General features: G+C 71.8%; 22 protein-coding genes and 1 pseudogene. 7 read left to right on the top strand and 16 right to left on the bottom strand.

Annotation, left to right across the window (positions count from 1 at the left end):
• The gene (moaA, locus tag G6N10_RS02135; RefSeq protein WP_085094321.1) at positions 1-1,059 is read left to right on the top strand and encodes a GTP 3',8-cyclase MoaA; all 1,059 of its coding nucleotides are present in this window, start codon (positions 1-3) and stop codon (positions 1,057-1,059) included.
• Here moaA and G6N10_RS02130 read toward each other — a convergent pair.
• Genes G6N10_RS02130 through G6N10_RS02115 form a run of 4 tightly spaced genes read right to left on the bottom strand, consistent with a single transcriptional unit; the run spans position 1,056 to position 5,465 of the window.
• Positions 1,056-1,625, bottom strand: a complete 570-nt coding sequence (locus tag G6N10_RS02130) for a TetR/AcrR family transcriptional regulator (protein ID WP_085094323.1) — start codon at positions 1,623-1,625, stop codon at positions 1,056-1,058. The genes moaA and G6N10_RS02130 overlap by 4 nt on opposite strands.
• On the bottom strand, positions 1,622-3,829 hold the full coding sequence (locus G6N10_RS02125; RefSeq protein WP_085094325.1) for an acyl-CoA dehydrogenase family protein: 2,208 nt from the start codon (positions 3,827-3,829) through the stop codon (positions 1,622-1,624). The genes G6N10_RS02130 and G6N10_RS02125 overlap by 4 nt, the downstream gene beginning before the upstream one ends.
• Positions 3,826-4,257, bottom strand: coding sequence for a Zn-ribbon domain-containing OB-fold protein (locus G6N10_RS02120; protein ID WP_234810480.1), 432 nt, complete (start codon positions 4,255-4,257; stop codon positions 3,826-3,828). The genes G6N10_RS02125 and G6N10_RS02120 overlap by 4 nt, the downstream gene beginning before the upstream one ends.
• Before the next feature lie 2 nt (positions 4,258-4,259).
• Positions 4,260-5,465 carry a thiolase family protein gene (locus tag G6N10_RS02115; protein ID WP_085094327.1) on the bottom strand — a complete coding sequence of 402 codons (1,206 nt, stop codon included), beginning with the start codon at positions 5,463-5,465 and terminating at the stop codon, positions 4,260-4,262.
• Positions 5,466-5,647: 182 nt separating this feature from the next.
• Between G6N10_RS02115 and G6N10_RS02110 the strand changes: the two genes are divergently transcribed.
• Positions 5,648-7,228, top strand: a complete 1,581-nt coding sequence (locus G6N10_RS02110; protein WP_085094329.1) for a PE-PPE domain-containing protein — start codon at positions 5,648-5,650, stop codon at positions 7,226-7,228.
• On the opposite strand, the gene hflX is transcribed toward G6N10_RS02110, so the two are convergent.
• The 5 genes from hflX to G6N10_RS02085 all read right to left on the bottom strand — a co-directional run bounded on the left by hflX (position 7,225) and on the right by G6N10_RS02085 (position 12,207).
• Positions 7,225-8,592 (bottom strand): GTPase HflX, encoded by a 1,368-nt coding sequence (gene hflX, locus G6N10_RS02105; RefSeq protein WP_234810481.1) that lies wholly within the window; start codon positions 8,590-8,592, stop codon positions 7,225-7,227. The two genes, G6N10_RS02110 and hflX, sit on opposite strands and share 4 nt — an antisense overlap.
• A gap of 189 nt (positions 8,593-8,781) precedes the next feature.
• Complete coding sequence (dapF, locus tag G6N10_RS02100; protein ID WP_085094334.1) at positions 8,782-9,651, bottom strand: diaminopimelate epimerase; 870 nt, start codon at positions 9,649-9,651, stop codon at positions 8,782-8,784.
• Between the two features lie 4 nt (positions 9,652-9,655).
• Positions 9,656-10,567 (bottom strand): tRNA (adenosine(37)-N6)-dimethylallyltransferase MiaA, encoded by a 912-nt coding sequence (gene miaA / locus G6N10_RS02095; protein ID WP_085094336.1) that lies wholly within the window; start codon positions 10,565-10,567, stop codon positions 9,656-9,658.
• Positions 10,568-10,574: 7 nt separating this feature from the next.
• The gene (locus G6N10_RS02090; RefSeq protein WP_085094338.1) at positions 10,575-11,258 is read right to left on the bottom strand and encodes a class III extradiol ring-cleavage dioxygenase family protein; all 684 of its coding nucleotides are present in this window, start codon (positions 11,256-11,258) and stop codon (positions 10,575-10,577) included.
• A 10-nt stretch (positions 11,259-11,268) separates the two neighbouring features.
• Complete coding sequence (locus G6N10_RS02085) at positions 11,269-12,207, bottom strand: DMT family transporter (RefSeq protein ID WP_085094340.1); 939 nt, start codon at positions 12,205-12,207, stop codon at positions 11,269-11,271.
• A gap of 170 nt (positions 12,208-12,377) precedes the next feature.
• Here G6N10_RS02085 and G6N10_RS02080 point away from each other — a divergent pair, with 170 nt between their 5' ends.
• Entirely contained in the window at positions 12,378-13,703 is a 1,326-nt protein-coding gene (locus G6N10_RS02080) for a DUF349 domain-containing protein (protein ID WP_085094342.1), read from the top strand.
• Positions 13,704-13,727: 24 nt separating this feature from the next.
• Here the strand turns inward: G6N10_RS02080 and G6N10_RS02075 are convergent, their stop codons facing one another.
• Genes G6N10_RS02075 through miaB form a run of 3 tightly spaced genes read right to left on the bottom strand, consistent with a single transcriptional unit; the run spans position 13,728 to position 16,508 of the window.
• Positions 13,728-14,267 carry a hypothetical protein gene (locus tag G6N10_RS02075; protein ID WP_234810482.1) on the bottom strand — a complete coding sequence of 180 codons (540 nt, stop codon included), beginning with the start codon at positions 14,265-14,267 and terminating at the stop codon, positions 13,728-13,730.
• A gap of 10 nt (positions 14,268-14,277) precedes the next feature.
• Complete coding sequence (locus tag G6N10_RS02070) at positions 14,278-14,958, bottom strand: Rv2732c family membrane protein (RefSeq protein WP_085094344.1); 681 nt, start codon at positions 14,956-14,958, stop codon at positions 14,278-14,280.
• Complete coding sequence (gene miaB / locus G6N10_RS02065) at positions 14,946-16,508, bottom strand: tRNA (N6-isopentenyl adenosine(37)-C2)-methylthiotransferase MiaB (protein WP_085094346.1); 1,563 nt, start codon at positions 16,506-16,508, stop codon at positions 14,946-14,948. The genes G6N10_RS02070 and miaB overlap by 13 nt, the downstream gene beginning before the upstream one ends.
• A gap of 56 nt (positions 16,509-16,564) precedes the next feature.
• Between miaB and G6N10_RS02060 the strand changes: the two genes are divergently transcribed.
• The 4 genes and pseudogenes from G6N10_RS02060 to G6N10_RS02050 all read left to right on the top strand — a co-directional run bounded on the left by G6N10_RS02060 (position 16,565) and on the right by G6N10_RS02050 (position 19,696).
• Positions 16,565-17,293 carry an amino acid ABC transporter ATP-binding protein gene (locus tag G6N10_RS02060; RefSeq protein ID WP_085094505.1) on the top strand — a complete coding sequence of 243 codons (729 nt, stop codon included), beginning with the start codon at positions 16,565-16,567 and terminating at the stop codon, positions 17,291-17,293.
• Between the two features lie 19 nt (positions 17,294-17,312).
• Positions 17,313-18,113: pseudogene (locus G6N10_RS20235) on the top strand (glutamate ABC transporter substrate-binding protein); the annotation flags it as partial.
• A gap of 33 nt (positions 18,114-18,146) precedes the next feature.
• Positions 18,147-18,821 (top strand): amino acid ABC transporter permease, encoded by a 675-nt coding sequence (locus tag G6N10_RS20230; RefSeq protein ID WP_234810491.1) that lies wholly within the window; start codon positions 18,147-18,149, stop codon positions 18,819-18,821.
• Positions 18,818-19,696 carry an amino acid ABC transporter permease gene (locus G6N10_RS02050; protein WP_085094348.1) on the top strand — a complete coding sequence of 293 codons (879 nt, stop codon included), beginning with the start codon at positions 18,818-18,820 and terminating at the stop codon, positions 19,694-19,696. The genes G6N10_RS20230 and G6N10_RS02050 overlap by 4 nt, the downstream gene beginning before the upstream one ends.
• A 25-nt stretch (positions 19,697-19,721) precedes the next feature.
• Here G6N10_RS02050 and recX read toward each other — a convergent pair whose 3' ends face one another.
• From recX to G6N10_RS02030, 4 genes are all read right to left on the bottom strand, one after another.
• Positions 19,722-20,291 carry a recombination regulator RecX gene (gene recX, locus G6N10_RS02045; protein WP_085094350.1) on the bottom strand — a complete coding sequence of 190 codons (570 nt, stop codon included), beginning with the start codon at positions 20,289-20,291 and terminating at the stop codon, positions 19,722-19,724.
• A complete protein-coding gene (gene recA / locus G6N10_RS02040) occupies positions 20,260-22,401 on the bottom strand; it encodes an intein-containing recombinase RecA (protein ID WP_085094352.1) in 2,142 nt (713 codons plus the stop codon). The genes recX and recA overlap by 32 nt, the downstream gene beginning before the upstream one ends.
• Positions 22,402-22,560: 159 nt before the next feature.
• Positions 22,561-23,244 carry an alpha/beta fold hydrolase gene (locus G6N10_RS02035; protein WP_163742158.1) on the bottom strand — a complete coding sequence of 228 codons (684 nt, stop codon included), beginning with the start codon at positions 23,242-23,244 and terminating at the stop codon, positions 22,561-22,563.
• A 7-nt stretch (positions 23,245-23,251) separates the two neighbouring features.
• The gene (locus G6N10_RS02030; protein WP_085094357.1) at positions 23,252-23,446 is read right to left on the bottom strand and encodes a DUF3046 domain-containing protein; all 195 of its coding nucleotides are present in this window, start codon (positions 23,444-23,446) and stop codon (positions 23,252-23,254) included.
• Between the last annotated feature and the right edge of the window lie 6 nt (positions 23,447-23,452).

Genomic DNA, 23,452 nt, shown 5'->3' with positions numbered 1-23,452 from the left:
ATGACCGCGATCCCGCTCGCCCTCGGCCGCCGGTCGCCGGCCGCGTCGGCGCCGCCGGCCGACGGCGCGCTGGTCGACACCCACGGCCGGGTGCACCGCGACCTGCGGATCTCGCTGACCGACCGCTGTTCGCTGCGCTGCAGTTATTGCATGCCCGAGCAGGGCAACCAGTGGCTGGCCCGGACCTCGATCCTGTCGGTCGCCGAGATCACCGCGGTGGCCCGGGTGGCCGCGAGCATCGGGATCAGCACGTTCCGGCTGACCGGGGGTGAGCCGCTGCTGCGCCCCGACATCGTCGAGGTGGTCGCGGCGCTGGCGGCGCTGCGCGGGCCCGACGGGCCGGTCGAGGTCGCCATGACCACCAACGGAATCGCGCTGCCGGGCCTGCTCGAGGAGCTGCTCGCCGCGGGCCTGCGCCGGCTCAACATCAGCATCGACACGCTGCGCCGCGACCGGTTCGCCGCGCTGACCCGCCGTGACCGGCTGGCCGAGGTCCGCCGCGGCATCGCGGCGGCCGCCCGGTCCGGGTTGCGGCCGCTCAAGCTCAACGCCGTTGCGATGCGCGGGATCAACGACGACGAGCTCGCCGACCTGGTCGAGTTCGCGGTGGCGCACGGCGCCGAGATGCGGTTCATCGAACAGATGCCGCTGGATGCCGGGCACACCTGGGATCGCGCGGCGATGGTCACCCGCGAGGAGATCCTGACCGCGCTGGCCGCCCGGTGGAGCCTGACCCCGCTGCCCGGCCGGCACGGCGCACCGGCCGAACGCTGGCTGCTCGACGACGGGCCGGCGGCGGTCGGGGTGATCGCGGCGGTGACCGCGCCGTTCTGCGGCGACTGCGACCGGCTGCGGCTGACCGCCGACGGTCAGCTGCGCAACTGCCTGTTCTCCACCGGGGAGTTCGACCTGCTGCCCGCGCTGCGCTCGGGGGCGCCGGCCGACGCCGCGATCGAGGCGACGCTGCGTCGCTGCGTGTGGGCCAAGCTGCCCGGGCACGCGATCAACGACCCGGCGTTCCTGCAGCCGGCCCGCGGGATGAACGCGATCGGCGGCTAACCGAGCCGCGGGGCGACCAGGTCGACGAACGCGTCGGTGACCCGGTAGGCGTCGGCGATCGGATAGCCGCGCAGCAGGGTGGCGGTCAGCATGGAGTTGACGATCCCCCACAGCATCAGCGCGGTGTCCAGCGCCGCCCGCCGGCCCAGCACGGCGAAGTCGGCGGCCAGCCGTTCCTGGGCCAGGTCGGCGAAGGCGGCCATCACCTGCGCGGCGTTGTGGTCGGTGGTGTTCTGCAGCAGCAGGCAGACCTTGAAGAACCCGGGGCGGCGCTCGAAGCCGGCGATGATGGCGCGCACGGTGTCGCGGACCCGCTGCTCGGCCGGCCGCCCGTCGGCGGCGGTGTCACCGAAGACCGGCTCGGCCCAGCCCATCAGCACCGCGGCGTAGACGTGTTCCTTGGAGCTGAAGTAGCGGTACACCGTGCCCAGCGCGACGTCGGCGCGTTCGGCGACGTCGCGCATCTGGATCTGCTCGTAGTCGTGCTCGCGCAGCGCGGCATTCGCCGCGGCGATGATGCGTTCGCGGCGGGCCTGCTTGTACTCCGGTTCCGCGGCGGTGTTCATCCGCGCGGCAGACCCAGAATCATGGTGGCGATGATGTTGAGCTGGATCTCCATGGTGCCCCCGCCGATCAGTTCGGCGGGCAGCTGGAAGGTGTGCTCGACGGCGGTGTCCCCGCCGGTGTCCAGCAGCGCCGCGCGGCCGGTGAATTCCATTGCGGCGGTGCCGATCCGGCGCAGCACCCGGCCGGTGGCCACCTTGGCGACGCTGGTCGCGGTGCCCGGGCCGTGGCCGGACAGTCGGCTCAGGGTCTCCCGCAGGTTCAGCGCGGAGATCGCGTTGGTGGCGGCGCGGATCTCGCCGAGCACCCGGATGCCGTCGGCGCTCGGTGCCCCGGCCAGCACTTCGCGCAGCACCGATTCCCGGTCGTCGTGCAGGTACCCGCTGATCGCGGCGCGCTCGTTGGCCATCGTGGCCAGCGCCAGCGACCAGCCCTCCCCCGGCCCGGCGACCAGCATGTCGTCCGGGATGAACACGTCGTCGAGGAACACCTCGTTGAAGTGCGCGGGGCCCCCTGCGGTCCGCAGCGGCCGCACGGTGATGCCCGGGGTGGACATGTCCAGCAGGAAGTAGCCGATGCCCCGGTGTTTGCGGGCCTCGGGGTCGGTGCGCGCCAGCAGGGCGCCGAAGTCGGCCTGCTGCGCCGAAGACGTCCACACCTTCTGGCCGTTGATCCGCCAGCCGCCGTCGACCCGCTCGGCGCGGGTGGACAGCGCGGCCAGGTCCGAGCCGGCGCCGGGTTCGGAGAACAGCTGACACCAGGCGTGGCTGCCGCGCAGGATCGGCTCGGCGAAGCGCTGCCGCTGCGCCTCGGAGCCGAAGGTCAAGATGGTCGGCAGGATCCATTCGGCGATGCCGAGCGAGGAGCGCACCACGTCGGGATGACGGCTGAACTCCTCGGCGATGATGAGCTGCTCGACCGCCGAGGCGCCGCGGCCGCACGGCGGCGGCAGGTGCGGGGCCAGCAGGCCGGCCGCGGCCAGCGCGTCGCGCTGCGCGCCGGAGCGCAGGTTGGCGTGCTCGGGGCTCTGCCGGCCGGGGATATCGTTGCCCAGGGTGGCGGCGTGGGCCAGCGCCGCGGCCACCTCGGCCCGGAATTCGGTTTCCACGTGCGGCAATTCGATGTGGAAGTCCCGCGGCTCGGCGTCCGGGCGGCCGAGGTCCGCCGCCCACCGGCCGGCCGGTCCGGCGGTGGCCGCCAGCGCGATCGCGCGGCGCCAGTACAGGTGCAGATCGTGGTCCCAGGTGTAGCCGATGGCACCGAACATGGTCAGCGCGTCGAGCACCAGGTCCGGCAGCGCGGCGGTGACGACGATCGCGGCGGCCGCGGCGGCCGCGGCCAGCTGCGGCGGGCTCTGGGCGGCGGCGCGGGCGGCGTCCCAGGCCGCGGCCGCCATCAGCTCGGCGTCGACATAGAGACCGGCGGCGCGGTGCGCCAGCGCCTGGAAGGCCCCGATCGGCCGGCCGAACTGCTCGCGGGTCTTCAGGTGTGCCACGACATTCTCGGCGCACCATCGGGCGATGCCGGCGCCCTCGGCGGCCAGCAGGGCCGCGGTGATGCCGCGCGCGGTGTCGGGGTCCAGGCCGTCGACCAGGGCGTCGGCGCCGACCCGGTGCTGGTGCAGGTGCAGGGTGCCCACGTCGCGGGTCAGATCGGTGCCCGCCGCGGGGGTCACCGGCACCCCGGCCAGCACGAACCACCGGGTTTGGCCGTCGCTGGTGGTCGCGGCGGCCAGAATGCGGGCCGCGGCGCACAGGCCGGGTTCGGGTCCGGCGGTGCCGGTCAGTGACCAGCCGTCGCCGTCGCGGGTGGCCCTCAGCGAACCGGCCTGCGGGCCGAGCGCGGCGGCCGGCCCGCCGGCGACGATGTCACCCAGCAGCGCTTCGGCGGCCGGCCCGGGTTTCGCGGCGGCGGCCAGCGCCGCGGCGATCATCGTCGGCAGCAGCGGTCCGGGCAGCAGGCCGTAGCCGGCGGCGTCGGCCACGCACGCCGCCTCGAGCGGGCCGGCGCCCGCGCCGCCGAACTCCTCGGGCACCGCGACGGCATGGAAACCGTTGTCCACCAAGGCATCCCAGAACCCGGGCCGGGACCCCTCGGCGATCGCCGCGAAGCTCGCCCGGGTGTCCCCGGCCGGGGCGTGGCGGGCCGCGAACCCGGTGACCGCCGCGTGCAGGGCCTGCTGCTCGTCGGTCAGCGCGATGCTCACGCCGGGTGCCCGTGCTCGGCGGTGAAGTGCAGCAGGGTCACGCCGTCGTCGGGCCGGGCCACGAACACCGGGCGCAGCCGCATCCCGATCCGCAGGCCGGCCGGGTCCACGTCGACAAGTTCGGTGGCCAGCCGGGGCCCCTCGTCGAAGGCCACCACGGCCAGCAGCTGCGGGACGGCGTCGGCGAACTGCGGGGCGACCGGGCGGGCGGCGACAGTGAAGCTGACCAGCGTGCCGGTGCCGGGGATCCGGCGCCAGAGCAGGTCGTCGGCCAGCGTGCCGGGTGCCAGCACCCGCGGATAGAAGATGTACCGGTCCAGCGAGGGTGAGTATTGGATCCACACCTCGCCGCGGGCCAGGCCGTCCCAGAACGGTTGGCTGACCGGGGTGGGCAGCGGCACCGGCCGGGCCATCGCGTCGGCGGTCATCGTCAATCCCCTTCCAGCACGAGGGCTTCTTGTTCGCTGAGCACCCCGCCGTTGCCGGACACGAAGGCCCGGTCGCAGTCGGCGATCTGGGTGGCCCCGGCCCGGCCCATCAGCTGGCGGGTGGCGTCGCAGACGTGGTGCATGCCGCCGGCGTTGCCGGGCTGACCGTAGCCGAGCTGGCCGCCGGCGGTGTTCATCGGGAAGTCCCCGGCAAAGGTCAGGTCGTGGTCGGTGACGAACCGCATGCCGGTGCCGGGCTCGCAGAAGCCGGCGTCCTCCAGGGTGAGCAGCGCGGTGATGGTGTAGCAGTCGTAGATCGACACCATGTCCATGTCGGCGGGGGTCAGCCCGGCCATCGCGAAGGCGGCCGGGGCGACCGTGCGCATCGGGGTGGCCAGCGGGTTCTCCGCGTAGATCGGCGACTTGTAGGGCACCCGCTCCCCGAATCCCTTGATCCAGACCGGGCGGTTGCGGCTGCGGCGGGCCAGCGTCTCGTTGGTGACCAGGATGGCCGAGCCGCCCATGCACGGCATCACGATCTCCAGCATGTGCAGCGGCGCGGCGATGATCGGGCTGGCCAGCACGTCCTCGACGGTGGCCGGAACCTCGGCGAACACCGCCCCCGGGGTGTGGTTGGCGTTGACCCGCTGGTCGGCGACGATCTTGGCCATCGCGCGTTCGTCGTAGCCGTGCGCGGCGGCGTACATCGAGGCGACCTGGGCGTAGGGGCCGTTCTGGCCGAGGTAGCCGTAGGGGATCTCGAATTCGGCCTGCGGCGAGCCGTAGCGGAAGCTGGACGCGCCGTAGAAGATCGCGTCGCCGAGGTTGGGCGGCCGGGACGGGTGCATCGGGGTGAGGAAGTTCGCCGGGATGGCGCACAGCACGGCCTGACAGACGCCGAGTTCGATGGCCGCGGCGGCGCGCCACACCATGGCCGCCGCCGACGCCCCGCCGAGGTCGACGTACTCGGCGAAGTTGACCGGGATGCCCAGGTACTCCACCACCGTCGAGGGCACGAAGATCTCCGATTCGAAGACCCCGGTGGTGATCAGCCCGTCGACGTCGGTGGCGGACAGGCCGGCGTCGGCGACCGCGGCGGCGGCCAGTCGGGCCCACTGCTCGATGGTGAACTCGGGGGTCCCGGTGGGCTTGCGGACGCAGGGCAGTTCGTGGAAGCCGACGATCGCGGCCTCGCCTCTCAGACCCATGGATCTCCTTCCGGCCTGCCCGTCACCGTAGTAAAAACTAGAATCCGATTCTCGTTATCCCCGGCTAATGTGATCCGAACCACCTTTTTCGGCGCGTTTTCCCGACGCGACCGGACCGCCGGTGCCAGGATTTGTCTCAGCGTCGTCTCAGCTTCGGCGCCCGAACCGAAGGAGGGCGGGGCATGAGCGGTACGGCCCGGCGGGCGATGGTGGCGGTTCTCACGATGATCTCGGCGGCGCTGCTCGGCATCGCCTCGATCGGACTCGGCTCACTGGCCTGGGCGGCGACCACCGCGCTGATTGTGCCGGGCACCGGGACGCCGGACCCGAGCGTCAAACCGGGCTACATGGGCAACGCCGTTTCCTACTACATCCAGCCGACCGGGGCCTGCACCCCCGCCGACTGCACTCCCGAGCCGATCAAGTACTACGCCACGTTCTGGCCGATCCCGCTGCCCGGGTGGGGCGGGCTCGACGGGCAGAAGTGGAACGTCTCGGTCGCCGACGGCGTCGGATACCTCAACCGTGCCTACGGATCGGGCCCGGACGCCGGCGACCACACCGTCATCTTCGGCTACTCGCAGGGCGCCACGGTCGCCAGCATCGTCAAGGGCCAGCTGGCCACCCATGGCACCGACGGACACATCCCCGCGAACACCTCGTTCGTGTTCATCGGTAACCCCAACCGCCCCAGCGGCGGGGTGTTCGAGCGGCTCGCCCTGCTGGGCACGGTACCCATCCTGGACGCCACCTTCGGCCAGCCGACACCGACCAACACCACCAAACCGAACCCCGACGGCACTTTGCCGGTGAACACCACCGACATCGCCTTCCAGTACGACGGGGTGGCCGACTTCCCGAAGTACCCGATCAACGTGCTCGCCGACCTCAACGCGCTGGCCGGATTCTGGTACGTACACGGCACCTACCTGGATCCGAACAACGGCGGCACCGGCCAGCCCTGGGGCTACACCCCCGGTGAGATCCAGGACATCGTCAGCGGGTGCGCCGCCGACAACTCCGGTTTCGGCTGTCAGAAGGCCGACGCCAGCGACACGCTGTACGTCACCCTGCCGGCCAAATCGCTGCCGCTGGCCCAGCCGTTCCTGGATCTGGCCGACTCCACCGGGACCGGGTTCCTGATCAAGCCGGTGGTCGCCGCGCTGCAGCCGGCGCTGCAGACGCTGATCGAGACCGGCTACGACCGCTCCGACTACAGCTCCCCCAGCCCGTTCGGCATCGTGCCGCTGGTCAACCCGATCAAGCTGGCCACCGACCTGGTCAACGACATCCCCGAGGGCTTCAACGCCGCCAAGACGACCATCGAGACCGGCAACATCCCGGACCTGCCGGGCTCCACGGCCCCGGCCCCGGCGAGCGCGCGAGTGGCGCCGCAGACCGAGAACAGCCCGCTGCGCGTGGTATCCGGCACCGAATCCGGCGACGACGAGGGGCCGGCCGCCGATTCGCCGGCGGCCACCAGGCCTCAGCTCGGCAAGAGCTTGGCCAAGGTGCTCAAGTTCCCGGACCCGGCGGCCAAGCTGAAGGCCAAGAAGCAGCTCGTGAACGTGCAGGCCGCTGCGGACAGCACTGCGGCTGGCGACAACGACACCGCCACCGACGGCACCGACCAAGCCGCGGCCCCCAAGAACGATCGGCCGCGGCCGGTGCGCGACCTGATCCGCTCGGTGAAGAACAGCCTCAACAAGGCCACCGCGGCGAGCAAGCCCAAGCCGAAGGCGGCCGACGCGCCCGCTGCCTAGGCCGTCGCGAACTCGGCCAGCCCGGCGGCCAGCGCGGCCGGCACGTGCGCGCGGATCCGGGTGCCGGTGTCGGTGTGCTCGGACAGTTCGATCCGGCCGATCTCATGCACCCGGGCCACCAGGTCCCCACGCCGGTACGGAATGGTCACGTCGACGGCCACGTCGCGCGGCTCGACCAGCTCGGACATCGCCACCCGCAGCTCGTCCAGGCCCGCACCGGTGTGCGCGGAGACGAACACCGCACCGGGCAGCACGCCGCGCAGCTTGGCCAGCGACAGCTCGTCGGCGGCGTCGATCTTGTTGACCACCAACAGCTCTCGGATCGGCGCGACCCGGTGCTCGGCGATCACCTCGTCGACCACCTGACGCACCGCCGAGATCTGGGCCAGCGGATTGGCGTCGGCGCCGTCGACCACATGCACCAGTAGGTCGGCGTCGGCGACCTCCTCCAGGGTGGACTGGAAGGCCTCGACCAGCTGGGTGGGCAGGTGCCGGACGAAACCGACGGTGTCGGTAAGCACGAACGGGCGCCCGTCGTCGAACTCCCCGCGCCGGGTGGTCGGCTCCAGCGTCGCGAACAGCGCGTTCTCCACCAGCACCCCGGCCCCGGTCAGGGCGTTGAGCAGGCTGGACTTGCCGGCGTTGGTGTAGCCGACGATCGCCACCCGCGGAACCTCGCTGCGCACCCGGCCGCTGCGCTGGGTGTCGCGGATCTTCTTCATGTCCTTGATCTCGCGGCGCAGCTTGGCCATCCGCTCGCGGATCCGGCGCCGGTCGGTCTCGATCTTGGTCTCGCCGGGTCCGCGGGTGCCCACGCCCCCGCCGGCGCCGCCGGCCCGGCCACCGGCCTGCCGGGACATCGACTCGCCCCAGCCGCGCAGCCGCGGCAGCATGTACTGCATCTGGGCCAGCGACACCTGGGCCTTGCCCTCCGCGCTGGTGGCGTGCTGGGCGAAGATGTCCAGGATCAGCGCGGTGCGGTCGATGACCTTGACCTTGACCGCCTTCTCCAGCGCGTTGAGCTGCGCCGGGGACAGTTCGCCGTCGCAGATCACGGTGTCCGCGCCGGTGGCGACGACGATCTCGCGCAGCTCGGCGGCCTTGCCGGAGCCGATGTAGGTGGCCGGGTCGGGCTTGTCGCGGCGCTGGATCAGGCCGTCGAGCACCTCGGAGCCGGCGGTCTCGGCCAGCGCGGCCAGCTCGGCCAGGCTCGCCTCGGCGTCGGCGGCGCTGCCCTCGGTCCACACCCCGACCAGCACCACCCGTTCCAGGCGCAGCTGCCGGTATTCGACCTCGCTGATGTCCTCCAGCTCGGTGGACAGTCCGGCCACCCGGCGCAGCGCCGAGCGGTCGGCGAGCGCCATCTCGCCTTCCGTCGGGGCGACGAGTGAGGACGAAGTCCGGAGCGAGTCGCCCCGCGCCTCAGGTTCCGTCGGGGCGACGAGTGAGGACGAAGTGTGCTGGGGAAAGTCGTTGTCGCTGTTAGTCATATTCTCCTGAGATGGTGGCACGCCCGGCGGCGGCCGCGCATCCGATTTTTCCGCGGGCGTAACTCACCGCTGCGCGCTCCACCAGTCGTCGGCGATCTGGCCGCGGGCCACCAGCTCCGAGGGGCCGCGCAGCACGCTGGTCGCGTCGGTGATGCTGACCTGCACCTGGCCGCCGGGGATCCGCACCAGCAGCGTGCCGGTCGCGGTGCCGAGGTGTTCCAGCGCGGCCAGCGTGGCGGCCACCGTGCCGGTGCCGCAGGACCGGGTCTCCCCCACCCCGCGCTCGTGCACCCGCATCTCGACCGCGCCGTCGATCGGCGCGGTCAGCACCTCGACGTTGACGCCGTGCGGGAACTGCGCCGGGTCGAAGGACACCGGGGCCGCGACGTCCAGTGCGGCCAGGGTCCGGGCGGTCAGCGCCGGGTCCACGCAGGCCAGGTGCGGGTTCCCGACGTCGACGCCGACGCCGGACATCCGGCGCCCGCCGACGACGGCCGCACCGGTACCGGTGCGGGTCGCCTTACCCATGTCCACGCTGACCTCGGCGTGCACCGGGCCGGCCTCGGTCAGCTGCACCGGGCGGGGTCCGGCCCGGGTGCCGACCAGGAACTCCCGGCGGGTCTCCAGCCCGGCGGCGGCCAGGTAGTGCGCGAACACCCGCACCCCGTTGCCGCACATTTCGGCGATCGACCCGTCGGCGTTGCGGTAGTCCATGAACCAGTCGTCGTCGCCGACGCCCTCGGGCAGCGTGGTGAGCACGCCGGCGTCGCGGGCGGCGCCGGCCCGGGTCACCCGCAGCACCCCGTCGGCGCCCAGGCCGCGGCGGCGGTCGCACAGCGCGGAAACCGCGGCGACGCTCAGCTCGAGCCGGGCGGGCAGGTCGGGCAGCACGACGAAGTCGTTCTGCGTGCCGTGTCCCTTGACGAATTCCACCTGATCAGGATACGTCGGACCACCGGCGCAGCACGGCGTCCGGGTTGCCGGGGTCGGCGCTGCGCAGCCAGTGCACCCGGGGGTCGCGGCGGAACCAGGACCGCTGTCGGCGCACATAGCGCCGGGTGCCGACGAAGGTGGGTTCCAGCGCGGCGCTGCCGTCGCCGCCGGCGTCCAGCTCGGCGATGACCTGCGCGTAGCCCAGCGCCCGGGACGCGGTGACGCCGTCGCGCAGGCCGCGATCCAGCAGCGCGCGAACCTCCTCGACCAGGCCGTCGGCGAACATCGTCTCGGTGCGGGCGCGCAGCCGGGCGTCCAGCGCAGCGGTGTCCGCGTCCAGCCCGATGATCAGGGTGTTCCACCGCGGGGCGGCGCCGATGACCGGCGCGGACGCCGCGAACGGCTGCCCGGTCAGCTCGATCACCTCCAGCGCCCGGACGATTCGGCGGCCGTCGGTGGCCAGGATGGTGGCGGCCGCGGCGGGGTCGACGGCGGCCAGTTCGCGGTGCAGCGCGGCCACCCCAACGTCGGCCAGCCGGGCCTCCCAGCGGGCCCGCACCGCCGGGTCGGTGGCCGGGAACTGCCAGTCGTCGAGCAGCGACTGCAGGTAGAGCATCGAGCCGCCGACGATGATCGGCACCGCACCGCGGGCGGTGACGGCCGCCACGTCGGTGACGGCGTCGCGCTGGTAGCGGGCCACCGTCGCGGTCTCGGTGACCTCGAGCACGTCGAGCTGGTGGTGGGTGATGCCGCGGCGCTCGGCCACCGGCAGTTTGGCGGTGCCGATGTCCATGCCGCGGTAGAGCTGCATGGCGTCGGCGTTGATGATCTCGGCGGCCGGCAGCCGTTCGGCCAGGTCCAGGGCCAGCGCCGATTTCCCGGATCCGGTGGGGCCGATGACGGCTATCGGGCGCATCCGCCGCTCACGGCCGCCAGGTTCCGACGAAGTAGCCGACGCCCAGCGGGGCGCCGCGGTAGTACTCGCGGGCCGGGTGCGGGCCCGGCCCGACCAGCCCGGCCAGCACCGCGAAGCCGGCCCGGCCCACCACCGCCTCGGGCAGCCCGGCCAGCGCGGCGGCGTCACCGGCGGCCAGCGCCGCGTCGAGCCTGCCCTGGTCGGCCACCGATTCCGGGAGGTGGCCGCCCGGCGCCGACGGGGTCAGGGTGCTCAGCCCGTCGGCGACGATCAGTACCCCCACCGGCTCCGGGTCGTCGTCGAGTTCGGCGCGCAGGGCCGCACCGGCGGCCCGGGCGTCGGCGTCGGGGGTGCCGGCCGGCCAGCAGCGCACCTCGGCGCGGCCGCCCGGGGCCACCCGGGCGCGCACCCACCCGGTGATCAGCGCGCACAGCGGCAGTTCGGTGACCGCCGCGGGGTCACCGGGTCCCAGCGCGGCGGTGACGTCGGCGCCGTAGCCGGCGAAGGTGCCGCGCCGCTCGGGCCGGTACACCGCGGTTTCGCCGACGCCGACGGCCAGCCAGCGCGGCGGCAGCGTCGCCGCGGCCGCCAGCACCGCGGCGCGCAGCGGCTCGAACTCCCCGGCCGCGGCGCCGACCAGCTCGGGCACCAGCACCGGGGTCGACGGGATGATCGCGACGGAACTCAGCACGGGGCCAACGCTAGCCGTCGGCGCCGGCGCGCGTCGCAGCCTCCGGCGCGGCGGGCCGCGGGTCGTCGTCGGCGGGCAGGATCGGCTCGGACTCCACCGCGGCGGCCTCCACCCGGGCCAGCGCGGCGGTGGCGATCACCATCACCACCACGGTCAGGCCCAGCACGCCGTACCCGAATCGGCCCGGGTGCAGCACCTCGCCGAGCACCACCACGCCGAGGATCGAGCCGACCATCGGCTCGGCGATGGTCATCGTCGGCAGCGAGGCGGTCAGCGCACCGGCCCGGAACGACGCCTGTTGCCAGGCGGTTCCGCCGAGGGCGACCACCGCCCAGGCGTAGAGCTCCGGGGCGGTCAGCACCGCCCGCGGGCCATCGCCGAGCAACTCCACCACGCCCTTGGTCAGCACCGCGAACACGCCCCACAGCGAGCCGGCGACCAGGCCGAGCAGGACCGCGGCGACCGCGCCGCGGCGCAGCCGGGCCCCGATCAGGCAGGCGACCAGGATCGGCACCATCACCGCCGCGACCGTCAGCCAGGTGTCCAGCGAGGCCCGCGACGCACCCGGCGAGGGTTTGCCGACGGTGACGATCACCGATACCGACCCGGCCAGCAGGATCGCCCAGGTCCATTCCGAGCGGCCCAGCCTGCGGTGGGTCCAGTGCGCGCTGAGGAACAGCGCGAACAGCAGCGAGGTGACCATCAGCGACTGCACCAGCAGCACCGACCCGAACCCGAGCGCGGCGGCCTGGCAGCTGAAACCCACCGCCGCGACCAGGCTGCCGCGCCACCACGGCCAGTTCCGCAGCAGCGCCAGGAACAGCCGGAAGTTGCCGACCCGCTCGGTCGTCACCGCATGCGCGGCCCGCTGATGCAGGACGTTGCCGATGCCGATGAACAGCGCCGCGCACAGTGCCAGCGCGGCCGCGACAATACTGGAAGTGGACATCGCTGCCAGGCAATCATCACCGCCGCCGTCGGCGCAACACGCACAACCGTGACGCGGAACACGGGTCCCTGCTTGAATAGCCTTTATTCGGGTCATCGGGTGATCCGACGGCGCCGCGGTGCGCGGCAGTGCGCGGAGAGTCCGCGCGACGGGCAGGGACGAGGTTGAACATGACGACACCGGAATCGGCACAGCACACCCCGGGTCCGCGACCGGGTCCGCGCCCCGGCCCGAAGCCGGGCCCCAAACCCGGCCAGCACCCGGCGGTACCGACCACCCCGGCCAGCGATCCGCGCCGATTCGGCCGCGTCGACCCCGACGGCACGGTCTGGCTGATCACCGCCGCCGGCGAACGCAACATCGCGTCCTGGCAGGCCGGTGACGCCGACGCCGCCTACGAGCACTTCGGCCGCCGCTACGACGACCTGTCCACCGAGGTGGCGCTGCTGGAACGCCGGCTGGCGGCCGGCACCGGCGATGCCCGCAAGATCCGGGCCACCGCCGCCACGCTGGCCGACACCCTGCCCGAGGCGCACGTGCTCGGCGACGTCGACGCGCTGGCGGCCCGGCTGGCCGCGCTGTCCGAGCATGCCGGCGAGGCCGCCGCCGCGGCGCGGGCCCAGCGTGACGAGCAGCGCGCCGAGCTGACCGTCCGCAAGGAGGCGCTGGCCGCCGAGGCCGAGGAGCTGGCCGCCAACTCCACCCAGTGGAAGGCCGCCGGCGACCGGTTCCGCACCATCCTCGACGAGTGGAAGACCATCACCGGCCTGGACCGCAAGACCGACGACGCGCTGTGGAAGCGGTTCTCCGCCGCCCGCGAGTCGTTCAACCGGCGCCGCGGCACCCACTTCGCCGAGCTGGACCGCGAGCGCGCGACGGTGCGCCGGGCCAAGGAGGCGCTGTGTGAGCGCGCCGAGGCACTGTCCGGGTCGACGGACTGGGGCCCGACCAGCGGCGCCTTCCGTAACCTGCTGGCCGATTGGAAGGCCGCCGGGCGCACCGCGAAGGATCTCGACGACGCACTGTGGAAGCGTTTCAAGGCCGCTCAGGACACCTTCTTCTCGGCCCGCAACGCGATCAGCGCCGAGCGTGACGCCGAGCTGGGCGCCAACGCCGACGCCAAGGAGACGCTGCTGGCCGAGGCGGAGAAGATCGACGCCGCCAATCCGCGGGCCGCTCGCGCCGCACTGCGCAGCCTCACCGACCGGTGGGATGCGCTCGGCCGCGGCCCGCGGGAACGCGACGCCGACCTAGAGCGCCGGCTGCGGGCCGTGGAGAAGCGGATCCGGGAGGCCGGCGAGGCCGACCGCGGCCCGGATCCCGAGGCCGCGGCGCGCGCCGCGCAGTTCATCGCCCGCGCCGAGCAGTTCGAGACCCAGGCCGCCAAGGCCGAGGCGGCCGGCCGGTCCAAGGACGCCGAGGAGGCCCGGGCCAACGCCGCGCAGTGGCGGCAGTGGGCCGAGGCCGCCACCGAGGCGCTCAACCGGCGTTCCTGAGCCCGCGGCTCAGGAGCGCCCGGCTCAGGTGGCCTCGGCCGCCTGGTGCAGCTGGCGGCCGCGGCGCCGGTAGCCCCAGACGAAGTAGCCGACCACCGCGGCCAGCAGCACCCCGCCGATGGCGCCCCACAGGCTGGCGCCGCGGAAGGCCGGCGCCGAGACGTCAAAGATCCGCTCGCCGGCGTGCGCACCGTTGCCGCCGCCGAGCACCACCGACAGGGTCAGCAGGTTGGGCAGCGCGGTCAGCACCGCGCCGACCCCACAGACGATTGCCGGGATGTTCTTCCACCGACGCCGCCACAGGATGGCGAACTGGATCAGCATGATCGGCAGGAAAGTACAGACGAACCCGATGGCCAGGCCGATGCCGATGCCGCCGCTGAAGGACCCGTCGACCCGGTGCCCGATCTGCTGGGCCCACCAGCGCGGCAGGAACGACTCGGCCAGGAAGTAGCCGCCGACCGCCGCCGCGATCAGGATCAGGGCCAGGACCGCCTTGCGGGCCCAGCCCCGTGCCCGCTCACCGAAACTCGGCGGCCGCGGCTCGGTGTGCTGTTCGCTCATGCAGCGAAGTCTAGGAGTCGACCTCGGGTTCGGGGTCGCTGTTGGCGGCGGGACCGCTGTTCTTGGCGGGTTCGCTGGTGGCGGGCGGATCACCCGCCACGGCGCCGTGTTTGCGCTCATTGCGCCGCAGCAGGCCCTCCTGCGGCTGCTCTTCGGCGGCCTGGCGCTGCAGTTGTTCCTCGGCCAGTTGGGCGGCGGTGCGCTCCCACACCACCCGGATCCAGTGGAAGGTCAACAGGATGACCGCGACCCAGGCCAGGTAGAGGCCGACGCCGGGACCGGGCAGTCCGGCGGTCGCGGTCTGCCGGCTCCACACCGCCAGCATCCCGAAGACGCACCCGATTCCCGAGCCGGCCGCCGCGGTCCAGGCCATCCCCCAGCGCCGGGTCAGCAGCGCCAGCATGGAGAACCCGACCCCGAACACCAGGGCCAGCCAGCAGAAGATGCGGTGCGGCAGCGCCACCCGGGCCGCCCGGGCGTCGTCGCCGCCGAGCAGCACGTCGATCCCGTTGACGCCGCCGGTGTGCGGCAGCAGCAGCGCCACAATCAGCACGAAGACCAGGATCGCGACCACCAGGGCGCGCGCCCCCGGGTCGATCTCACGGGCCACTCGGCGCTGGACGGCGTTGATGTCTCCGCGGTAGGCCTCGAAGGCGCGGTCGGGACTCTGTTTCTCATTCACTGGGCACATCCGCTTTCACAACCGGTTGGGGACGGGACGGGGGCTGCCGGGCGGCCCAGCGCGGGCATCCCCAGCCCGACGCTTGGCCTGGTGACGGGCCGCTGACCGGCCTCGTGCGCGTCGCCGGCGCGGGTGCGGCGGTGCCCCGCGATGCCGCCGTCGGCGATCAGGTGGTGCGGGGCGGCGGCCGTGACGACGGTGTCGACGACGTCCCCGGGCCGGATGTCGGCGGCCGCCGGGCCCGGGTCGAAGTGCACCAGCCTGCCGTCCCGGGCCCGGCCGGTCAGCCGCGCGGTGCGGGCGTCCTTGCGGCCCTCGCCGGCGGCGACGAGCAGTTCGACGCGGCGGCCGATCTGGGCCTGGTTTTCTTGCAGGGAGATGCGTTCCTGCAGCTCGATCAGCCGGCCGTAGCGCTCCTTGACCACCTCGGCGGGCACCTGGTCGGCCAGCTCGGCCGCCGGGGTGCCGGGGCGCGGCGAGTACTGGAAGGTGAACGCGCTGGCGAACCGGGCCCGCTCGACGACGTCGAGGGTGGCCTGGAAGTCCTCCTCGGTCTCGCCCGGGAAGCCGACGATGAGGTCGGTGGTGAGGGCGGCGTGCGGCATCGCGGCGCGGACCCGCTCGACGATGCCCAGGAACTTCTCGGCCCGATACGACCGCCGCATCTCCTTGAGGATGCGATCGGAGCCCGATTGCAGCGGCATGTGCAGTTGCGGGCAGACGTTCGGGGTCGCCGCCATCGCCTCGATGACGTCGTCGGTGAACTCGGCCGGGTGCGGCGAGGTGAACCGGACCCGCTCCAGGCCGTCGATGCCGCCGCAGGCCCGCAGCAGCGCGGCGAACGCGCCGCGGTCCCGCGGGGTGTCCGGGTCGGCGAAGGACACCCCGTAGGCGTTGACGTTCTGCCCGAGCAGGGTCACCTCGAGCACACCCTGCTCGACCAGCGCGGTCACCTCGGCGAGGATGTCGCCAGGGCGGCGGTCGACCTCCTTGCCGCGCAGCGACGGCACGATGCAGAAGGTGCAGGTGTTGTTGCAGCCGACCGAGATCGACACCCACGCCGCATACGACGATTCGCGCGCCGCCGGCAGGTTCGACGGGAACTCCTCCAGCGCGTCGAGGATCTCCACCTGGGCGACCCGGTTGTGCCGGGCCCGGTCCAGCAGCGCCGGCAGCGAACCGATGTTGTGGGTGCCGAACACCACGTCGACCCAGGGCGCCCGGGTCAGCACCGCGGCGCGGTCCTTCTGGGCCAGGCAGCCGCCGACGGCGATCTGCATGTTCGGGTCGGCCTGCTTGCGCGGCGCGAGGTGCGACAGGTTGCCGTACAGCTTGTTGTCGGCGTTCTCCCGCACCGCGCAGGTGTTGAACACCACCACGTCGGCGTCGGCGTCGTCGGCGGCACGCAGGTAGCCGGCGTCCTCGAGCAGGCCGGCCAGACGTTCGGAGTCATGCACATTCATCTGGCAGCCGTAGGTGCGCACCTGATAGGTGCGCGTGGGGGCCACAGTCACCCAACCATGGTAGGCAGCCGCCCGCGGCACCGGAAATCGCCGCATCAGTGCCGCCTGCTGAGTAGGGTCTACTGCCCATGGAGGGCAACGGCGGTACGCCGATGATCGCGATCCGCAAAGTGAACAAACACTTCGGGCAGCTGCACGTGCTCAAGGAGATAAATCTGGAGATCGCCCGCGGCGAAGTCGTGGTGGTGCTGGGCCCCTCGGGCTCCGGAAAGTCGACGCTGTGCCGGACCATCAACCGGCTGGAGACCATCGACTCGGGCACCATCGAGATCGACGGCGTCGAACTGCCCGAGGAGGGCAAACGGCTGGCGCAGCTGCGCTCGGACGTCGGGATGGTGTTCCAGTCGTTCAACCTGTTCGCGCACAAGACGATCCTGGACAACGTCACGCTGGCCCCGATCAAGGTCCGCGGGATGGACAAGGCCGCGGCCCGCAAGCACGGCATGGAGCTGCTGGAACGGGTTGGGGTGGCCAATCAGGCCGACAAGTATCCGGCGCAGCTGTCCGGCGGGCAGCAGCAGCGGGTGGCCATCGCCCGGTCGCTGGCGATGACGCCCAAGGCGATCCTGTTCGACGAGCCGACCAGCGCCCTGGATCCGGAGATGGTCAACGAGGTGCTGGGGGTGATGACCGCGCTGGCCAGCGAGGGCATGACCATGGTGGTGGTCACCCACGAGATGGGCTTTGCCCGCCGCGCCGCCAACCGGGTGGTGTTCATGGCCGACGGGGCCGTGGTCGAGGACGCCGACCCGGAGACGTTCTTCTCCAATCCGAGTTCGGATCGGGCCCGGGACTTCCTCGGCAAGATCCTCAACCACTGACGTGGGAGGGCGCATGACCATGGCGTCTCGGCCGTTGCGGCTGCTCGCGCTGGTGCTGTTGGCGGTGCTGGTCCCGCTGGGCTTGACGTCGTGCTCCGATGGCGGCAAGAAGATCACCATCGGGACCAAGTTCGACCAGCCCGGCCTGGCGGCCAAGCTGCCCGACGGGTCGATGGCCGGCTTCGACGTCGACGTGGCGCGCTACGTCGCCGAGGAACTGGGCTACTCCCCCGATGAGATCGACTGGAAGGAGGCGCCGTCCCCGCAGCGCGAGACGCTGATCCAGAACGGTCAGGTCGACTACATCGTCGCCACCTACTCGATCACCGACGCCCGCAAGCAGAAGGTCGGCTTCGCCGGGCCGTACCTGGTCACCGGCCAGGGCCTGCTGGTCCGGGCCGGCGAGACCGACATCACCGGACCGCAGTCGCTGGAGAACAACAAGAAGCTGTGCTCGGTGAAGGGGTCGACGCCGGCGCAACGGATCAAACAGATGTATCCGCGGGTGCAGGTCCAGGTGTACGACACCTACTCGGCGTGCCTGGAGGCGCTGAACAACGGGATCATGGACGCGCTGAGCACCGACGAGGTGATCCTGGCCGGCTACGCCGCCCAGTACCCCGGGAAGTTCAAGCTGGCCGGTGAGCCGTTCTCGGTGGAGAACTACGGCATCGGACTGCACAGGGAAGATCTCGAGCTCCGCGAGCAGGTCAACGCCGCGCTGGAGAAGATGATCAGCACCGGGGCGTGGGCGCAGGCCTTCCAGCGCAACCTGGGCCCGGCCGGCATTCCCACGCCCATCCCGCCGCAGCCCGATCGGTACACGAATGTCGCCGGCGTGGCCGATGTCGACCTGCTCGGCGAGTACGGCGCCAAGATCTTGCGGGCGTTCTGGGTGACCATTCAACTGGCGGTGTTTTCGGCGATCGGCGCGCTGGTGCTGGGCACCGCGCTGGCCGCGATGCGGCTGTCCCCGGTCCCGGTGCTGGCCTGGCTCGGCACGGTCTACATCAACGTCGTGCGCAATACCCCACTCACGCTGATCCTGCTGTTCTGCTCGTTCGGGTTGGCCCAGACGCTGGGCGTGACGCTGGCGCATACGGATTCGTCCAGCTTCGTGGTGGACAGCAACTTCCGGCTCGCGGTGCTCGGATTGAGCGTCTACACCGCGGCCTTCGTCTGCGAGACGCTGCGCTCGGGCGTCAACACCATTCCGCTGGGCCAGGCCGAGGCGGCCCGCTCGCTGGGCCTGACCTTCGGCCAGAACCTGCGACTCATCCTGCTGCCGCAGGCTTTTCGCGCGGTGCTGGTACCGCTGGGGTCGGTGCTGATCGCCCTGATCAAGAACACCACCATCGCCTCGGCGATCGGCGTGACCGAGGCGGCGCTGTTGATGAGCGAGATGATCGAGAACACCGCGATGCTGTTGGTGGTCGGTTCGATCTTCGCGGTCGGGTTCATCATCCTGACGCTGCCGTTGGGGTTGTTGTTCGGCCGCCTCGGCACTCGGCTGGCGGTGCTCCGATGAGCGGGTCGGTGCTGTTCGACGCGCCCGGGCCGCGGGCGCGGGTACGCAACCGGGTGATCTCGGCGGCCGTGCTGGTGATCGCGGTCGCAGTGCTGGCGGTGGTGCTGCTGCAGCTGGCCGACGCGGGCCAGCTGGCCGCCGCGAAGTGGAAGCCGTTCCTGACCGCCGACCTGTGGCGGACCTACGTGTGGCCGGGCGTGCAGGGCACCTTGAGCGCGGCCGCGCTGTCGGTGGTGCTGGCCGGCATCCTCGGTGTCGCGCTCGGGGTTGCCCGGCTCTCGCCCAACCGGTGGCTGCAGCGGCCCGCCGCGGTGATCGTCGAGTTCTTCCGCGCCGTGCCGGTGCTGATCATGATGATCTTCGCCTACTTCCTGTTCGCGCTGTACGGCGTGTTTCCGTCCCAGCAGCTGGCGCTGGCCGGCGTGGTGACCGGCCTGACGCTCTACAACGGCGCGGTGATCGCCGAGATCATCCGCACCGGGGTGCGCTCGCTGCCGCGCGGGCAGACCGAGGCGGCCAGTTCGCTGGGGCTGAGCTGGTGGCAGACCACCCGGATGATTGAGCTGCCACAGGCCATCGCCGCGATGCTGCCGGTACTCGTGTCGCAGCTGGTGGTGGTGCTCAAGGACACCGCGATCGGCTACCAGATCACCTTCATGGAGATGGTCCGTCAGGGCACCGTGATCGGCTCCCAGTACGGCAACTACCTGCCCGCCCTGTCGGTGATCGCGGTGCTGATGATCACCGCCAACTTCGCGCTCTCGGCGCTGGCGGTGTGGATCGAGAAGCGGATGCGCCGGTCCAAACGCGCCCCGGAACCGATGGATCCCGACCTTCTGGACGCCGACGGCACGCCCATCGTGCCCGGGGACTGAGGGATACCGCGGCCTGGTTCGGTCGCTACACCCGGCGGCGTTCCCGCTCCCCGGCCAGCGCGACGCTGACCACGTCGAACGCCATCGCCGAGGAGTAGCCGCGGCGGGCCAGCATGCCGGCCAGCCGGCGGGTGACCTTCATCTCGTCGCCGTCGACGAGCCGTTCCCGGCGCAGCCGGGCGGCGACCAGCTCCTCGGCCCGGCGCCGTTCGGTGTCCGCGTCGATGCCGGCCAGGGCCTCGGCGATGATCTCGGCGTCGACGCCCTTGTTGCGCAGTTCGACCGCCAGCGCGCGTTTGCCCTTGCCGGCGAACTGCTGGCGGGATCGCACCCATTCCCGGGCGAACTCGGCGTCGTCGAGCAGGCCGGCGCGTTCCAGCCGGCCGAGCACGGTGGCGATCACGTGGTCGGAGTATCCGCGTCCGGTCAGCCGGTCGGTCAGCTCGGCGCGGGTTCGGGCCCGCGCGGTGAGCAGCCGCAGGCAGACGTTCTGCGCCTGCGCCACCCGCTTGGCGGCCGATTCTGGGTCGGCGGCGGTGTCGGCCGCCGACCCAGAATCAGGCTCAGAAGTCGACCGGCGCGGGGACCGCGTCATCGGACAGCTCGTCGTTCAGGACCGCCCCGATGCCGAGCTTCTCCTTGATCTTCTTCTCGATCTCGGCGGCCACGTCCGGGTTCGACAGCAGGTAGTTGCGGGCGTTCTCCTTGCCCTGACCCAGCTGCTCGCCGTCGTAGGTGAACCAGGACCCGGACTTGCGGATGAAGCCCTGGTCGACACCCATGTCGATCAGCGAGCCCTCCTTGGAGATGCCCTTGCCGTACAGGATGTCGAACTCGGCCTGCTTGAAGGGCGGGCTGACCTTGTTCTTGACGACCTTGACCCGAGTGCGGTTACCCACCGCGTCGCTGCCGTCCTTGAGCGTCTCGATTCGGCGCACGTCCATCCGGACCGAGGCGTAGAACTTCAACGCCTTTCCGCCCGTGGTCGTTTCGGGCGAGTTGTGCACCATCACGCCGTCGACGAAATAGTTGTGATTACCCTCCACCTCGATGTCGAAGCGGTTCATCGACCGGGTGCGCGGCTTGACCTGGACGTCGAGCACCCGGGCCGGCACCAGCCGCTGTGCGGGTTCGACGAACCGGGGTTCAACGGTGCCGAGCCCGCGGAACCGGGGCAGCAGCTTGTGCTCCATGGACGGCGCCATGTGGGGCGCCACCAGTTCCTGGAACTTCGCCGTGGCCTCGGTCGAGAAGGTCAGCATCGACTTGCCGCTACCGGCCGAACGCAGCCGGACATCGAGACCGTGGGTGTCACGCAGATAGTCCCGCAACCGTTCCCGGGTGCCCTCGGCCATCGCCTCAACGCAGATCTCGATGCGCCCGCTGCCACCCTGAGTGCGCTGCTGCACGCCCTTGGATCGCACGGTGAACGACCCGTCGTCCATGTACCAGACCGCCAGCGCCAGCGGGGTCAGCGCCTTCAGGTAGTCCTCGGACAGGAACTTCTTCCCGTCGCCGAGGTACACCGCGCGCCGCAGCTCGCCGAGTTCGGGCAGCGGGGTGAAGTCGACGAACCGCGCCCCCTGGTCGTTCTCGCGCACCGAGTGCCCGATGTTGCCCAGCAGTGCGGTCTTCCACTCCAGGTAGTCGGCCTGGCGGGCACCGTGGCCCATCCGGAACCGGACACCGTTGCGGTCATGCAGATTCGGGGACAGGTTGCCGCCACCCATCAGCGAACCGAGGATGACCTGGAACTGCTGGTCGCTGAGCAGATGACGCTCGGCGGCCAGCACCCGGTCACCGGCGATCAGATCGCCCGCCTCGGTCCACCCGGCCGGAGTCCGGATCAGGTGGTTCGGGGTCGCGGCGAACTGCGAGCGACCGTTGCCGCCGGACTTCTCGACGGTGAACTGCAGGAACTGCTCAGCCGGCCCGTTGTTGAACCAGTTCACCACCTTGCGGGGCACGATCTGGTCGGTGACCGGGTCGTAGGACATCACCTCGACGTCCATCTTCTGGTTGACGATCTTGCCGATCTTCTCGGTGGATCCGTCGGCCAACTGGACCCGGGTGCCGTAGGAGAAACACCCGAACATCACCCCGATCTTCTCGCGGAGCTGGTTGATGAAGATCGCGGTGGTGCCCGAGTTGCTCAGCGCACCGGTCATCTTCCGCAGCGCCTGGCTCATCAGCCGGGCCTGCAGACCGACGTGGCTGTCGCCCATCTCGCCCTCGATCTCCGCGCGCGGCACCAGCGCGGCCACCGAGTCGATGACCAGGATGTCCAGCGCGCCGGAGCGGATCAGCATGTCGGCGATCTCCAACGCCTGCTCGCCGGTGTCCGGCTGAGACACCAGCAGCGCGTCGGTGTCCACGCCCAGCGCCCGGGCGTACTCCGGGTCCAGCGCGTGCTCGGCGTCGATGAAGGCCGCGATGCCGCCGGCGGCCTGGGCATTGGCGACCGCGTGCAGCGCCACGGTGGTCTTACCCGAGGATTCCGGGCCGTAGATCTCGACGACCCGGCCGCGCGGCAGGCCGCCGATGCCCAGCGCCACGTCCAGGGCGATCGATCCGGTGGGGATGATGGCGATCGGCTGGCGCGCCTCCTCGCCGAGCCGCATCACCGAGCCCTTGCCAAAGTTCTTTTCGATCTGGGCCATTGCCAGTTCGAGGGCCTTTTCGCGGTCGGGGACTCGCTGTGCCATGGTTTTGCCTCTCCGGAAGATGATGGTCGGTGACCGGGCTCGGTCGGTTGTCTGTGACGTTAGACCGGGCCACCGACAGATCCGTTCCACCGAACGTGCGGCCAGTTTAGCGAACAGGTGTTCGACCGCAAGTAGGCGCGCCGCGATGTGTCAGATGGGTCAGATGAGACCCACGAGCACCGCGGCCAGCGCCTCCGGCCGGGAATAGAACGGGCTGTGCCCGCCCGCCAGCTCGACCGCCCGCACCCCCAATCGCCGCTCGGCGACCCGCCGGGACCAGGACGGATCCAGCATCCGGTCCTCGGTGCAGACCAGATACGTGGTCGGCACCGCGGGCGGCTCGGCGTCGGCGGCGGGCTGGCGCAGCGGGTGGTTCGCCTGCCCACTGAGCCGCCCGAACGCGGCCGCCACGGTCGGCTCGTCGCAGTCGGAGAACAACAGCTCCCGGGCCAGGTCCCGGTCGACCCATTCGGTGCCGCCGGCGACCGGGCGCAGCGCGCCGCGATACGCCGGGTTCAGCATGCCGTCACGGCGCTGCTGCTCGGCGAAGCTCAGGCCCGGCTCGGCCACCAGCGCCGCCAGGTACACCTGGTGGCGGACCGCCCGGCGCTGGGCCACCAGCGGCAGCAGATAGCCGGCCAGCGAGTGCCCGACCAGCACGGTGTCGTCGTCGTCGACGGCCGCGGCCACCACGTCGGCGTAGTCCGCGAAGCTCGCCGCGGGATCCGCCGAGGGCAGCTGGGGCGTCACCGCGCGGTGCCCGCACCGGTCCAGCTCGGGAATCAGCCGTTCCCAGCACCACGGCCCGTGCCAGGAGCCATGCACCAGCACGAAGGTCGTCACCGGCGGCTCACCACTGATCGCGGGGTACGTCGAAGTCGGCGCACAGCGCCCGCCACACATCGCGGGGTTCGGTCCCGGCCTCGACGGCCTGGGCCGCGGTGCGCCCGCCGAGCCCGCTGAGGACGTGATCGACCAGCATCGAGGAGCCGCGGACGGTACCGAACTGCGCGTAGACGAGTTCGTGAAATTCGGTCAGCCGCACCGGATC

Source organism: Mycolicibacterium fallax, assembly GCF_010726955.1.
GTDB classification, from domain to species: Bacteria; Actinomycetota; Actinomycetes; order Mycobacteriales; family Mycobacteriaceae; genus Mycobacterium; species Mycobacterium fallax.
This window is presented reverse-complemented; position numbering and strand designations above follow the sequence as displayed.

Excerpts from the sequence above, each read along its gene's own strand:
- G6N10_RS02120 (WP_234810480.1), bottom strand. The coding sequence starts at position 4,257 with ATGACCGCCGACGCGATGGCCCGGCCGGTGCCGCTGCCCACCCCGGTC.
- G6N10_RS02070 (WP_085094344.1), bottom strand. The coding sequence starts at position 14,958 with ATGTGCCCAGTGAATGAGAAACAGAGTCCCGACCGCGCCTTCGAGGCC.
- G6N10_RS02110 (WP_085094329.1), top strand. The coding sequence starts at position 5,648 with ATGAGCGGTACGGCCCGGCGGGCGATGGTGGCGGTTCTCACGATGATC.
- miaA (WP_085094336.1), bottom strand. The coding sequence starts at position 10,567 with ATGCGCCCGATAGCCGTCATCGGCCCCACCGGATCCGGGAAATCGGCG.
- recA (WP_085094352.1), bottom strand. The coding sequence starts at position 22,401 with ATGGCACAGCGAGTCCCCGACCGCGAAAAGGCCCTCGAACTGGCAATG.
- G6N10_RS02080 (WP_085094342.1), top strand. The coding sequence starts at position 12,378 with ATGACGACACCGGAATCGGCACAGCACACCCCGGGTCCGCGACCGGGT.
- G6N10_RS02050 (WP_085094348.1), top strand. The coding sequence starts at position 18,818 with ATGAGCGGGTCGGTGCTGTTCGACGCGCCCGGGCCGCGGGCGCGGGTA.
- G6N10_RS02075 (WP_234810482.1), bottom strand. The coding sequence starts at position 14,267 with ATGAGCGAACAGCACACCGAGCCGCGGCCGCCGAGTTTCGGTGAGCGG.
- G6N10_RS02115 (WP_085094327.1), bottom strand. The coding sequence starts at position 5,465 with ATGGGTCTGAGAGGCGAGGCCGCGATCGTCGGCTTCCACGAACTGCCC.
- moaA (WP_085094321.1), top strand. The coding sequence starts at position 1 with ATGACCGCGATCCCGCTCGCCCTCGGCCGCCGGTCGCCGGCCGCGTCG.
- G6N10_RS02085 (WP_085094340.1), bottom strand. The coding sequence starts at position 12,207 with ATGTCCACTTCCAGTATTGTCGCGGCCGCGCTGGCACTGTGCGCGGCG.
- hflX (WP_234810481.1), bottom strand. The coding sequence starts at position 8,592 with ATGGCGCTCGCCGACCGCTCGGCGCTGCGCCGGGTGGCCGGACTGTCC.
- miaB (WP_085094346.1), bottom strand. The coding sequence starts at position 16,508 with ATGCGGCGATTTCCGGTGCCGCGGGCGGCTGCCTACCATGGTTGGGTG.
- recX (WP_085094350.1), bottom strand. The coding sequence starts at position 20,291 with ATGACGCGGTCCCCGCGCCGGTCGACTTCTGAGCCTGATTCTGGGTCG.
- G6N10_RS02130 (WP_085094323.1), bottom strand. The coding sequence starts at position 1,625 with ATGAACACCGCCGCGGAACCGGAGTACAAGCAGGCCCGCCGCGAACGC.
- G6N10_RS02060 (WP_085094505.1), top strand. The coding sequence starts at position 16,565 with ATGATCGCGATCCGCAAAGTGAACAAACACTTCGGGCAGCTGCACGTG.